This window comes from Clostridium sp. 10cd* (assembly GCF_044336395.1).
In the GTDB taxonomy this organism is placed as follows: Bacteria; Bacillota_I; Bacilli_A; order Erysipelotrichales; family Erysipelotrichaceae; genus Clostridium_AQ; species Clostridium_AQ innocuum.
This window is the reverse complement of the sequence record NZ_CP172347.1, coordinates 1309419-1322878: the sequence shown is the minus strand read 5'-3', so window position 1 is coordinate 1322878 and position 13460 is coordinate 1309419. Positions and strand designations below refer to the sequence as shown.

At 39.0% G+C, this 13460-nt stretch carries 9 protein-coding genes; 2 read left to right on the top strand and 7 right to left on the bottom strand.

Annotated elements, in window-relative coordinates; all coding sequences use genetic code 11:
• Window positions 1-2 precede the first annotated feature (2 nt).
• Window positions 3-2483, top strand: a complete 2481-nt coding sequence (locus tag ACG3M1_RS06465) for an ABC transporter permease (RefSeq protein ID WP_009587964.1) — start codon at window positions 3-5, stop codon at window positions 2481-2483.
• 638 nt (window positions 2484-3121) lie between these two features.
• On the opposite strand, the gene ACG3M1_RS06460 is transcribed toward ACG3M1_RS06465, so the two are convergent.
• From ACG3M1_RS06460 to ACG3M1_RS06430, 7 genes are all read right to left on the bottom strand, one after another.
• Complete coding sequence (locus ACG3M1_RS06460; RefSeq protein ID WP_008819203.1) at window positions 3122-3511, bottom strand: type II toxin-antitoxin system HicB family antitoxin; 390 nt, start codon at window positions 3509-3511, stop codon at window positions 3122-3124.
• 57 nt (window positions 3512-3568) lie between these two features.
• Window positions 3569-3757 (bottom strand): type II toxin-antitoxin system HicA family toxin, encoded by a 189-nt coding sequence (locus ACG3M1_RS06455; RefSeq protein ID WP_008819204.1) that lies wholly within the window; start codon window positions 3755-3757, stop codon window positions 3569-3571.
• Between the two features lie 1030 nt (window positions 3758-4787).
• Entirely contained in the window at window positions 4788-5582 is a 795-nt protein-coding gene (locus tag ACG3M1_RS06450) for a Cof-type HAD-IIB family hydrolase (RefSeq protein ID WP_207636082.1), read from the bottom strand.
• A 269-nt stretch (window positions 5583-5851) separates the two neighbouring features.
• Window positions 5852-6148, bottom strand: coding sequence for an MGMT family protein (locus tag ACG3M1_RS06445; protein ID WP_008819206.1), 297 nt, complete (start codon window positions 6146-6148; stop codon window positions 5852-5854).
• Window positions 6149-6912: 764 nt separating this feature from the next.
• On the bottom strand, window positions 6913-7902 hold the full coding sequence (locus ACG3M1_RS06440) for a DEAD/DEAH box helicase (protein ID WP_257320304.1): 990 nt from the start codon (window positions 7900-7902) through the stop codon (window positions 6913-6915).
• A gap of 67 nt (window positions 7903-7969) precedes the next feature.
• A complete protein-coding gene (locus tag ACG3M1_RS06435; protein WP_008819208.1) occupies window positions 7970-9679 on the bottom strand; it encodes a TOTE conflict system archaeo-eukaryotic primase domain-containing protein in 1710 nt (569 codons plus the stop codon).
• A 172-nt stretch (window positions 9680-9851) separates the two neighbouring features.
• Window positions 9852-11324 (bottom strand): hypothetical protein, encoded by a 1473-nt coding sequence (locus tag ACG3M1_RS06430; protein ID WP_009587906.1) that lies wholly within the window; start codon window positions 11322-11324, stop codon window positions 9852-9854.
• A 294-nt stretch (window positions 11325-11618) separates the two neighbouring features.
• On the opposite strand from ACG3M1_RS06430, the gene ACG3M1_RS06425 reads away from it, so the two are divergent.
• Window positions 11619-13070 (top strand): ISL3 family transposase, encoded by a 1452-nt coding sequence (locus tag ACG3M1_RS06425; RefSeq protein WP_008819210.1) that lies wholly within the window; start codon window positions 11619-11621, stop codon window positions 13068-13070.
• The last annotated feature ends 390 nt before the right edge of the window (window positions 13071-13460 follow it).

Here is a 13460-nt window from a genome sequence, read left to right as displayed (position 1 = left end):
TGATGAAAGCATCCAATAAAGATATCCGCAGAACGATATTCCGCAATAAGAAGCGCTTTTGTTCCATCCTGATTATCACTGCGCTTGGTGTCATGATGCTGAGTGGTCTGAAGGCGGCCTGTGACGATCTGCGATACAGTGCGGATCAGTTTTACGATGAACAGCAGGTATTCGATATTCAGGTTGTGTCAACGATGGGGCTGAACGAGGACGATCTTGCGGCATTGCGAAAGGCGAATGGGATCGAGCGCGCAGAAGGCGTCTATCGTGAAACGGTGTACACCTCCGTAAATGGCAGTTCACAGAATATGGATGTGCAGACACTGGGCGGACAGTTGAATACACCTTATCTCCTGAAGGGGAGACTGCCTGAAAACGAGAAAGAGATTGCTGTTTCTAAAACCTATGCGGATGACAGCGAAAAAACAATCGGTGATACGATTCAGTTTCATGAACCATCGCAGATTAGAAGTACTTACACCATATCGGCCATCGTACAGGACCCTTCGGATTTGAATAACAAAGACGGGGCAGCTTCCTTTCGCTCCATTTCAGCCAGCCGTTATGTATGCTTTATCAGGGAGGACGGTATTTCTTTCCCTGCATATACGGCAGCCTATGTACAGGTGAAGGGCAGCCGGGATATGGCGTCGTATTCCCAGGAATATGAGGCGCTGATCAAACGGGCAAAGAAAACGCTGGAACAGGATGTGAAGCAGCAGCAGGAGGACAGACGCTATGACGAGCTGGTGGAGCAGATGAAGCTTGCGGCATATGCAGTCGATCCGCAGGCCGCTGCCCATGTGGATACCTCTTCCATTCAGCATCCGAAATGGTACATCCAGGATCGTTCATCACTTTCCAGCTATAGCAATATTGAAAGTGATGCGGCTTCCATCGAGGCGGTTGGTACAGCCTTCCCTATTGTATTTTTTACGGTTGCGATTCTGATTGCGTTAACGACAATCACCAGAATGGTTGAGGAAGAACGCCTGTTGATCGGCACCTACAAGGCGCTGGGGTTCCGAAATATAGAAATTATGAAGAAATATCTCCTGTATGCGGGGAGTGCCTGTCTGCTGGGAGGTATCATCGGGGATATCGGCGGATTCCTTCTGCTTCCGAAGTTTGTGTTCCGTATCTTTCAGACATTATACCTGATTCCGAATTACAGTCTGCAGTTTGACGCATGGTATGGAATCGGTGGAATTGCATTGTTTACTGGTGGGATACTGGTTGCCGTGTGGATTGCGGTTCACGAAGAGCTAAAGCATATGCCGGTTGTACTGATGCGGCCTAAGGCGCCACGAACAGGCGCAAGAGTTCTGCTGGAGCGGATTCGTCCGTTATGGAGAAATCTGACGTTTTTGAATAAGGTTACGGCAAGGAATCTGTTTCGCTATAAGAAACGAATGCTGATGACGGTGTTCGGGATTATGGGCTGCAGTGCGCTGGTGCTGTGTGCCATGGCGATCAATGATTCCGTCAGTGCCTTGATTCCGAGACAGTATGAGCATATTTACCGCTATGATCTCATGGTGATGACGGATGAAGCGCATGTATATCAATCGCTTTCAAAGAATGATGAGGTGAGCGAGTGCATGGCTCTGCTGGTGGATAATGCCACAATCAAGAGCAGCGGAAATAAGGAAGAACGCGTACAGCTGATGGTCTTTTCCAAACAGGCGGATGTGGCTTCGTATCTCTCACTGGAGGATTTGAACGGTGATCCGGTAACGCTTGAGGAGGGCGATGTATATGTGACACAGAATGCATCGCAGGTTCTGGATTTTTCTGTGAAGGATACGATACGTGTGCAAAACAGCGATCTGAAGGAAGAGCGTGTAAAGGTCACGGGGATCGTTCAGAATTACCTGGGAAATACGATTTATATGAGTGAAAACACCTATGAGAAGCTGTTCGGCTCTTATGAGGATAATGCAGTGCTGGCGAATTATAAGGGTAAGGTCAGTGAACTGCAGAAGGACAGGTATGTGCAGAAGCTGGAGGAGCGGGATGATGTGTTGTCTGTTGTAAGCACTTCGTCGATGCAGAATGCATTTGAAACCTCCTTTTCCCTGATAACCTCGGTTGTGTATCTGATTTTAGCCATGGCTGCCGCTCTTGCCTTCGTTGTTCTGTTCACGTTGTCGACTACAAATATTTCAGAGCGGGTACGGGAGCTTGCGACCATCAAGGTGCTGGGCTTTTATGATAAGGAAGTGCATTCCTATGTGAATAAGGAGACGCTGCTTCTGACATTGCTGGGTATTCTGGTTGGGCTTCCTGCCGGTACGATACTTGCGCAGAGTCTTACGTATGTGCTGAATATGCCGTCCATCCATTTTGCGGTGACTATACGCCCGATCAGTTATCTGTATACGGTGCTGTTATCCTTTGGGTTCGCTGTTGTTGTGAATCTGATTACAAACCGTGTACTGAATCATATTGATATGGTGGAGTCTTTGAAGAGTATGGAGTAGTGGTCTACAGATATGCTTTGCATGCGGCAAGAGGGTGTGTCCCGGTGTTTCTGAGCAGATGTGCTGGATGATTGTATCGTCGATGCGCTGCATGTGAGTGTTGAGAAGATATATTGTTAGGTTTACAGACAGAATGTTTGAAGCTACAAAAAAGTATCCGGATGGTCGTAGGATTCGTTCCTAGTGAAAGCTAATCCCTTACGGATACTTTTTATATGCGGTGAACAGTGTTTTAGGATACGCTTGTATTTCTTTGGGGATGTGTGCTGCAGGCGCCTCCAGATATGTTGTATTGATTATTTCAGGCAGCCCCCTTGAAAAAGCCTGTGCTTACGGGCATGTTGATTTCCAGTTGGTCTAGTGGCATTTTTGTTACCTTACTGGCCTCCTCGTTTTTTCCGAACGTTCGCATCCTTTTTATCCGAACGCTCGCTATCCCATTTGTGAGTGGACTTCCAACGCCGAACAGTCCCTTCTGGCAGATCCGACTACTTTGCTATATCAATCAATTTCATACCATCAAGATACATTTGCTTGGCTGGTTCTATTCGCTCATCCGGTTTCTTCGGCATCTTATCACACTCCTTCCTGAGTAAAAGAAAAGCACCTCATTGGGTGCTCACTAAATATAGCTAATCTCAAATATTTAGTTTCTTCATTAACGCATTTTGTAGTACGTTTGAAAAGTTAACGTTTTTTTCCTCAGCTAATTCATTAAGCCAAGCTGGAATCGTAACATTTTTCCTTATCGCTTTTTTGTTATAACGTTTGTTAAAATCGATGGAATCAAATTCAATCATCATAACAAACGTTCCGTTTGCACAATTGATCCTAGATGGATCACTCATTACAGGAATTTCTTCTTTGTTTTCTTTTCTCACATCCAAACAAAGACCTAAACACTCTTTGGCCATCTCAATCGCCTGCTCTAATGTGTCTCCACATGTGATCGCTTCTGGCAAATCTGGAAACGTAACATTGTAGCGACTATCTTCTTTTTCAAACAAAGCTGGATACATCACCTTCATAATCATTTCCTCCTTTAATTTTATTTCTTTCGGTATATTCTTATCTCAGGTCATGGGCTATAACAGCCCCGCCTGTTTTAGAATATTCCTTTCAGTGCCTTTTGGTAAATCTTTTGCATGAATAGGAACAACGACGCTTCTATTGGTCACAGGATTGTTCAATATTTTATGCGAACCTGCCTGTCGTATCTCAATAAAACCGTTCTGTTTAAGCAGTTTAACCATCTGCTTTGAAGTCATCGGCATCGTATGACCTCCCTTCCTGTCTTTATTATAATACGTATTAATGCGTATGTCAATATTTTTATACACATTTATACGCACTATATGTCGTATAAAATTAAAAGCGCCATATTCAGACGCTTTACGTTGGTAAGTCAGCTTAAGGTTCCTTACCGCTATGTGATCCACATTTCAGCTTGTTTACTAATACGAAGATCAGGCTTTCCGATATCACTATAATATTTTGAAGGTTCAGATTCTATGCATTTTTTCAGAACGGAAAAACAGATAGAAAAGAACATCATACCATGGGAATTTATAAGCACGAATAAAGTTATTAGGATGTTTGCGTATAAGTTCACAGATTCTATCAGAGCAAATATATCTGCTAAATCTAAGAAATAATGCAGATTGTTTCGTTTCAACACTCTTAACTACGAGTAGCTCATGATGTAATATCTCCTTAGATTCACCTTTCCCAAAAGCAGCCTTGAGATAAAGAATGCGTTCGCCATCAAATTTGTCTAAGTTTAGCTACAGTCCGGTGTTTAGGCCTACCATTTTCACCCCTGTAAGATTCTACAAAATTGCAGAAAAAGGTCTTTTCTTACCTTTTTTGTTTGGAATAACTCACAAGAACATATAAATACCACCTTTGCTTAACTACACGTTAATCATATTTAGCATTAAACAATAGTGAAATGTGCAAAAACTTAACTACGATACGATGTCTTTGTTTATCATAACTTTTAAAGGAGAAAAGAAATGACATCATCTATATTTCTAAGGCTGAGGTTGACACCATTGCCCATAAATAAAAGCTTTTTTGACGGATAACTTTTATGTACATATTCTCGTACTCATTTGTCTGCTTTGTTAGTCATAAAGCGCTGTAACATTAACCGTGTGGAGAAACTGAAGTCTGCCTGTAGCACATTGCAGGATACAGGAGTATGCTGAGGTGAGAGAGGAGTACCGTTTTTCCTGTGGTTTTGTGTTAAGGCATGAAAGCAGGTGAACAGCTCAAGTCTGCACTGGTTTCGTAAATGCTCTTTTATATATTCAGAAAATTTTCTTCCATGTATTGCGCAAAGCCGTCTTCATCGTTGCTGCATTTCGTGATATCATCCGCAATCGCCTTTGTGTCATCACTGCCATTGCTCATGCAGACACCCAGACCGCTGTATTGCAGCATATCATTGTCATTCGTCGTGTCACCAAAGGCAACCACCTTTTCCGGGGTTATCTTGTTAAATTCACAGAATTTTTTCAGAGCATAGGCCTTGGAAACCCGCTGATCTGCAAATTCAATGAGGGTCGGCTGTGTTTTGAAGCCCTTGTAGTAGGGAGATGGATGTTCTTTTAAATACTGCTCGATTTCATCAACGTCTGCTTCTTTGACACGGTACATGATTTTGGCATTCTCCTGTTCATACATAACGGAAAGCGCGTCCACAACAACCATACGCTTGTCACTGGTCAAAGCAGACTTCCGCATGTGTGCGTCATCTCGTTCGCAGAGCAGGCAGTCATCCCGATAGATAAAGCAGTTGGAATCGAAGGGTTTCATTAAGTTCATGGTTTCCTGAATCCAGTCCTTTTTCATTTTGAAATAACTGTATTCCTTTTGATGCAGGTTATCCCAAAGCTCAGAGCCGTTCATACCGATGAGAATATCAAAAGCATAGTGGATGCCCCACAGCTCTGCTTTTTTTGCTAGTTCATCTAACGGCCTGCCAGATGCGATACCGAAGTAGATTCCCTGTGCGTGCAGCTGATTGATGACATCTCGCGTTCGTGGTGTCAACTCCCTTTCTGTAGTGACGAGTGTACTGTCAATATCACATATAACCAGACGAATATTTTTTTCATAATTGATTGCTCCTTGTATGATAAGTTTTTAAGGGAGGGTCCCTATTAGGTTCATTATAAAACACTTTCCCTGAATCTGTTAGCGTTATTTCAGGAAATGATGGTTTCTCATTAGAAACTGCACGGTTGATGTATGCTTTTTGAAAATAATTTGTCACTCAGCAGTTGGGGAAGTTCGCTCTTCAGGTTGTGCGTGCCTCTGTTTGGATTTTGTTGGTGGGTCTGTGGTATAAAGAGGTGCTTGCTTTATATCTTCCACTGACAGGCTTTGAGATCAACGTTTCCGTTGGGTTTAAAGGTAACGCCCTCGTCTATGAGTAGATCTTTCTGTTCATCCCAATTCGGTGCAGTCCTTCCGGCACTGTTAACGACGCGATGGCACGGGTATTCGCCATACAGGGAGGATGCGGAAAGAATCTTGCCAACCTGACGGGCATTTCGCTCTCTGCCGGCCAGCTTTGCAAGCTGTTTATAGGTCGCAACGTTTCCTTTGGGTATTTCCGATACGATTTCCAGTACGATATAAATAAAATGCTCATCCATATGGGGACCTCCGATTCTTATAAGAATGTAATTACAGTTTTGACTTTCCTGCTATCCTGCCTTATGGAACTGTATTTCTAAATACATGTTCCAATTCCAACAGTTTCTCTTGAAAGCATATCATCAATGCTTCCTATGCTGAGGAATCAGATTCCTTCACAGCCCGTATTGCTTCGCTTAGCATGAACATCATATCCTGTTCCTTCATGTTTGAAATTACCGCTTTTATAGATTCCGGATTCTCATTCAAATCCTTAACAATCACCATCTATACATCAGGTGATACAACGATTTTCTTTGATAAATAAATCGGCATCCGTGGCTGTTTCCATATGCCTTTCATGTCGAATTTTCTGATAGCGTAAATACAGTCATCCCTCATACGATATATCCTCATCATTTTCATCCAGTTCATACAGTTGTTGCTCAACCTCAAGCTTAAAATCATCCAAATGACTAATCTCCATAGTGACCAGTCTGTTTTCGGTTTTCAATACTGGATGCGATGCTTTTTAAGATACGGTAATACAGCTACCTTGTGCTACCATTCTCCAAAACACGAACAGTTGCAAGCAATCGCAACGGCATGCTCTGTTTTCTGTAAAACCACAGTTTAGTCAATCCTTCCTTTTTACGCGGAAACAGGCTTTGGTATCATTTACAGCAAAAGCTTCCAGAATGGCATGTTTTTCATACAGCTTTTTTCCTTTCTTCCAAATGGCATTGGAGTATCTGGCTTTTATATTTTACATCACTTTTCTTATTCACCATAAGCTTATCTTTTTATCATTCTCTATATTTTGCAGTTGTTCATCCTGTGCAATTTTCATAATTTCATTTACCAGATGCGGATCTTTCAGCCTTGTACTTAAACCATCTTTTTTGGCCCTTCCAAGGAAATCCATATCACTGTACCAGATAATTTCTTTATCGATCACAACAAAATGTGCTGAATGATTGGAGTACAAAATAGCTGCGCCCATTCCTTCTATCGTCCGCACAAGCATTTCCTTTTGTCTTTGCTCATCATTCAAGACGACATACAGCTGAACATTTTGATGTGCCTTTTCCTGCAGGACATCAAAATAGCTTTTGATTTTTCCTAACTCATAATGCGCGTTCATAATCAGAATTTCACTGCTGGATGCCTTTATATCTTCAAGAAATACATGTTTATAGCTCTGTCCCTCATACATCAGCTGAGAAACTTCAACGATCTGATTTTGTTCCTGCAAAAAGTAGCCTTCCTTCTGGTACTGCTTCAACCTTTTGTGAAACATTCCTTCCAGCATGGGTATATGAGCATCCACATAATCATATACCTTCACCATATCCTTACCTTCCACATTTTTATGAATTCTTCCTGTATACTGCTCTATTCTGGATTCATCAGAAATCGGCATAACAAGAAATAACGTTGATAAGGCAGGTAAATCAAAGCCTTCACCAAGAAGCTTGCTGGTTGCCAAGAGGATGAATTTCTCCTTGCTATTAAAATTCCGTACTTTTGCAATGATTTCATTTCTCTCTTTTGTTTTCCTTTCACCCGTCAGTACATACACATGTATATGCAGGTGCTTCAACATCTCATATAAGATTGTCAGGTGCTGCCTACGCTCTGACAGGATAATGATTTTACCATCATTCTGAAATTCTTTCACCACATCCTTCACAATCAGATAATTTCGAATCTGGTCGTTCATAAGATCGCTGCAATACTGCGTGTAGGTTTTACTATCATCCAGACACCGCATAGTCGTCATTCTGGGAATCAGGAGCTGTTGAAACCTATATGTATTCTGTATTTGAAATGAACTGGTTTCATAGCGGATAGGACCGCAGAACATATGCATGATTTTCTCCAACCCGTCTTTTCTTTTGGGAGTTGCCGAAAAGCCATATATACCTTGCATTCACGTTTCTCAATACTCTGGAAAATGTATCGCTGGCGGCATGATGACATTCATCAACGATAATCATGCCATATTCCTTTAGGGTAACTGCAATGTCTTCTAAATTTGCTAAAGATGCAGCAACGGCGATATCTAAATGCCCTCTCAGTTTTTTCTTGGAGCCGTTATAGATTCCGATATAGGAATCTCTTTTTGATTTACCTGGCGGTATGGTTAAAAACTCATGAATCCGTTGTTCCCATTGTTTTTGTATTTCTTTATTGGGTACGATAACTAAAGTGGATACTGTTCTTTGCGCTATCATATACAATGCCATAACTGTTTTACCAAAACCCGGAACTGCCTTCATAATTCCCATATCATACTGCATCAGTGTATTGACAGCCTCCTGTTGATTCTGCCGCAATTCTCCTGTAAACGCTATATCGATTACCTGACCCTTTGTTACCTGTGCTTCGAGCTGTATTTCAGCTTCCGGAAAGATTTCTTGCAGTTTATATTTTTGTCCTCTCGGCAAATATAAATACCTGTCATCTTCTTCATAATAGCTCAGTACTCTGGGAGTTGTTTCCCGATAAATCGGTTTTTTCAATTTCTGTTTCAAAAAATATTCCGGATTGTACATGGAGCCAAGTCTTTTCAATACAGATAACGTATAAAGATTCAACTCCTTTTTTTCTATACAAAGCATGGTATTTTCCAGACCATACATTTGTTTGGAATATTTCGTATTTGTATCTAAGGATAATCCCATTTGTTGTTGATCAAAGAAATAATCATTTTTATAATAGCTGTTCAAAATCTGATCCAGCTGCTGTCCCTGCAGTTTAGGCAAGGAAGCAAGATATTCTATGGGATGGTCGATCACCTGCTGTAAATCATTGATAAAAGAGGAATTACCTTTTAAATACGCATCATGTCGCAGCGGTAGGGCAATCAGATTTCCAAAGCCTCCCTGTGGCAGATAATCCTGATTGGGAAACATTCTGTCAAAGGAATCAAAGTTTAGATTTTTATTACCTTCCATTGCCTCTTGAATGAGCAAAGAACCGAGTTTTCTTGCTTTTAATGCTTTTACTGGTATTTCGAAAAACAGCCACAGATGTCCGCCATGACCAGAGGATGAACGTTCCATTAAAGGGTAAATATCATAGCGAAGTGCAATTTTGTAGACACTCAGCATATCATCAAACCAGTTATCCTCGTCGAAATCCATTGCCAGAAGATAACAGGTATTATCCGTTAGTAAAGGATAAATTCCAATCCCTTCGCATGTCAGTTTCCCAGTGAAGTGATGTTTTAGGATAACCCCATCCAGAGATGGAAATTGAGAGATTGGACAGATACTACAATAATTTTTTATTTTTCCCTTTTTACACCCTGCTTGAAAACTCCTGTCACATGCGGGATTCCAACCGAATTTCTGATGCTTTTTACTAAAGTATCTTTCGGCATAAACATCCGGTCTTCCTCTGAAATAACTTAAATAGATTTCTATTTTATCTATAGTAGATAGCTTTTCATTTGCGGAAAGATAAAAATACCCTCTTTTTCTTAGTTCAGCTTTTAGAAATGCATTTTCCTGTTCCAGATGCTGTATTCTTTCCTCGTATTGCATAAGAGTTCTCCTATCATGATAAAATATTGATGTCTATTTGCTTATGTTATTGGCTTTTTTTACTTCTGTATTCGCTTCATCTATCTGATTTTGCATTGTTTATAAAAGTGTTAAGTAGATAAATCTAAATCATTTCCATAAACCTGTGTACACTTCGCCAATATTACATTATTCACCTTTGCATTGCTATATCAATTTTTATCATATCCACATTCTTTCTCCGTTTTGCGCTAGCAAATAATTTTTTAAACCATGTAGCATCATTTTCTCTTGTATGCAAAAGGAGAAAAATAAAGATATCTGTTAAATCATCTTTACAATTTTTTAATCCCAGCTGAGCAACACGTATTGCATCATCCTTTTGATTATGCTGATTGTAGTATGTAATTAAAGCATTATAATTCTTTTGCTCACTTCCTAAATGATTTTCTAAATAAGTAATATACTTATCTTCTCTGCCATGTTGATTATATAATAACGCTGCTTTTTCTTTATTTTCATTGATATACAGTATATCCGCATATGCCAGGTATTCTTCATCATTTGTACATAGTTTTTCAGCAAGCTCTTCCATGATATCGGAAGCGCCAAGATTATCATAGTAATCATGTTCAACAATATCGGTTAGCACCTTTTTTCTTAACTGCCATTCATCATACTGAATCTCATCAGATTGAACGAGTTCTTTACAAATTTCCAAAACAGTATCAATTTCCGGTTGATCATCAATATCTTTCTCAAAGCTCAACCACTCAACAACCTCACACACATCATTCCAGCTATCCTCTAAAAATGATTCCATTTGTTTTATCTTTTTCCTTTCTAAGCATCGCATACGAATATCTATCAGAAGTTCGTTGCTTCGAGTTAATTTATCTTCTATTTCAAAAAATTTTCTATTTCTGTTACCGGCTTTCAGAATTTCTTTCTTTTGGGTTTCCAAATCAGCAATTGCAATTTCTAAAGCAGATTGCATAGAAACAAACAATTTCTCAGTTCCGCCTAAATCCTTCAGAATTCTTAGTTTTAGATTCTTGCTGATGGATGTTTCTAACATTTTGATAAGCTTTTCTGCACGATCTTTATCGCTTAGTTTGGTTGTTAAATACATAAATGAGATTATCCAGTCCGCAGCTGCTTTGTCTAAATTATAAGATAATTCTTCTTTTATTTTAGAATCTGACAATTCAATATATTCCTCTTCCGGTGCATCCTCAGAATTTTCGCCCTCCTGAATAAAGAGTTTTAATTCAAAAATCCTGCTTAACAAATCGTATACCGTTTGATATTCCTCCAACATTACAAGCTGATGGCACCCGGCAAAAATTCTCCGCATCATTGGCAGTATTGAAAATGGATCATTATACCAGACTACCCAATCATCCATATAACTACCATCTTCGTCGAACTCGTGATAATGAGTAATATATTCAAGATAAATATCACCTGTTTCAATCCTCGTACATAAGGTATCTATATCATCAAGTGTCGGCATATTGATGATTTTCTTTGTCCCGGATAGTGACATTAAAAAATCATTTTGCTTGTAATTGGAGATCAATTTTGCCTGCGTTAATATCCATGCGTCCTTTTCTTCTAATGACATTTTCTTTAGCTGTGCTTTTACTTTATCTAAATATTCCATGGCTCATGCTCCTTCAGTTTAACGATATGATTTATGATATATATTGTGATGTAAGAAAATCCTCTTGTGTTAGATTTATGAATGATATACATATTTTACCATGCCTAGTGAAATATGAAAATGATTATCGTAGGGTATCCAAAATATTTGGGGGGCTAAACTTTAGGGGTCAATTTAGGGGTCTGAACTTTGAGGGACACTTTAGGGGGATAAATCCCAAAAGAAACAGGTGGCATTCATCTGTTTCTTTTTCTATAATGTTCTATTGGTTATGCTTCTGTGAAGGAGGTAATCATGGATCATTCTTATCTATTTAAATTATTAAACATTCCCGATGATGGTTCTATTATCATCAACGATGTTGAAATCATCGCTGATACCAAGTATGTATATATCTCTCGACCATCTATCCCGTCTTATTGCCCTAATTGTTCTTGCAGAATGCACTCAAAAGGTATTTATAAGCGCAAAATCAAACACCCTGTCTTACAAGACGGAACTTGCATCATCTTTATCGTGAGCCAAAGAAAGTGGAAATGCACTAACTGTTCCACATATGTTAATGAAGATTTCCCATTCTTTCAGCGTTATAAACAATCCTCTGATATTACTCCTCTACTAGTTTTAGAGGCTATGAAAGACCTTGATCGTTCTACCGCATCTATTGCCAGACAATTCAATTTATCTGATACTCAAGTTCACGATCTTTTCACTGCTTACGTGGATTTGCCACGTTTAACTCTTCCTGAGTTTCTTTCCGTTGATGAAGTACATATTGATATTTCTGAAAAAGAGAAATATGCCTTGATTCTTATGGACTTTACTTCTGGAGAGATTGTTGACATCTTGCATAACCGATGGCATCATACCATTGAAAACTACTTCTTCTCCATTCCATACGAAGAAAGAAAACATGTTCGTTATATTATTTCTGATGCATATAAGCCTTATCTTGAATTACCCAAGCATTTCTTTCCAAATGCTGTGTCGATTTTAGATAGTTTTCATGTTGTTAAATATTTATTAGGATTGATTAATACTTATATCAATTCAGTAATGAAAGCATATAAAGATAGAGATCTTAAAAGGCTTGAAAAACAAAATCATGACACCAATAGAGACAATAAAACGATTCAGGAATCACAAGAAGTTATCTTGCTTAGAAAATATCGCTGGGTGCTTTTGAAGAATCAAGACAATATCAATTACTCTGACAAAAGGTATTACCACAGCTCTCTTAGAATGTACGCAGATACATATACTATTGAAAAACTATTTCTCTCACTAGATCCTAAGTTCAATATAATCAGAGATGTGAAAGAAAAATATATTAGATTCAATAATACTCACTTTAGTTCTGAAGATGAAGTAATGCAAGAATTATTAAAAATGATTGAAGAATTTAAGGCTCTCAGAGGTTACATTCCTCGTCTTTTCTCACAATACCTTGATAAATATAAGCATGAGATTGCCCGCTCATTTACTATAACTGAGGTATCAAGACGTAGTGCAAAGGATAATGAGCGTTACTATGCACGTTTATCCAATGGACCTATGGAATCATTCAACCGAAAGCCGAAAGATTATAAGAGAAACTCACGAGGTTCCTCTAATTTTAATTATACTAGAAATCGAATCTTATGGTCTACCAGAAATAGACCTGCATTGAGAAATACGCCCAAATCATCTAATGAAGTACATAGCTATGTTGGAAAGAAACGTGGTAAATATAAAGTAAAAGAATAAAGAGATTAAGAATTTGTACAGAAGCATAACCAAAAAAAGAGAATCAGAATGTTTTTTCACTGATTCTCTTGATTTTAACTTTAGGGGTCTTAATTTTTAGCCTTTATTTTTTCTCTCCCCCAAAGTTGACCCCCAAATTTCTGGCGAAAACCCCTAAAAAATTTGGATAGCCTTATCGTAAGCTTTGAAATAAGTACATATCAATCAGATAGGGTTCACTTAAGAATAGGCAATTAATGATGTAGGTCATAAAGATATGATTGAGTAATGCGACGAATTGTATACCATGATTGTTTTTATTATAGATTTTTTTAAGAGTCATATTTAGGATAGTTTTGAAGAAATAGTAATTTTTACAGTAGTCTACTGGCTTTTCAAGTAAGATTCAGT

Excerpts from the sequence above, each read along its gene's own strand:
- ACG3M1_RS06435 (WP_008819208.1), bottom strand. The coding sequence starts at position 9,679 with ATGCAATACGAGGAAAGAATACAGCATCTGGAACAGGAAAATGCATTT.
- ACG3M1_RS06430 (WP_009587906.1), bottom strand. The coding sequence starts at position 11,324 with ATGGAATATTTAGATAAAGTAAAAGCACAGCTAAAGAAAATGTCATTA.
- ACG3M1_RS06465 (WP_009587964.1), top strand. The coding sequence starts at position 3 with ATGAAAGCATCCAATAAAGATATCCGCAGAACGATATTCCGCAATAAG.
- ACG3M1_RS06460 (WP_008819203.1), bottom strand. The coding sequence starts at position 3,511 with ATGAAGGTGATGTATCCAGCTTTGTTTGAAAAAGAAGATAGTCGCTAC.
- ACG3M1_RS06455 (WP_008819204.1), bottom strand. The coding sequence starts at position 3,757 with ATGCCGATGACTTCAAAGCAGATGGTTAAACTGCTTAAACAGAACGGT.
- ACG3M1_RS06425 (WP_008819210.1), top strand. The coding sequence starts at position 11,619 with ATGGATCATTCTTATCTATTTAAATTATTAAACATTCCCGATGATGGT.
- ACG3M1_RS06440 (WP_257320304.1), bottom strand. The coding sequence starts at position 7,902 with ATGCGGTGTCTGGATGATAGTAAAACCTACACGCAGTATTGCAGCGAT.
- ACG3M1_RS06445 (WP_008819206.1), bottom strand. The coding sequence starts at position 6,148 with ATGGATGAGCATTTTATTTATATCGTACTGGAAATCGTATCGGAAATA.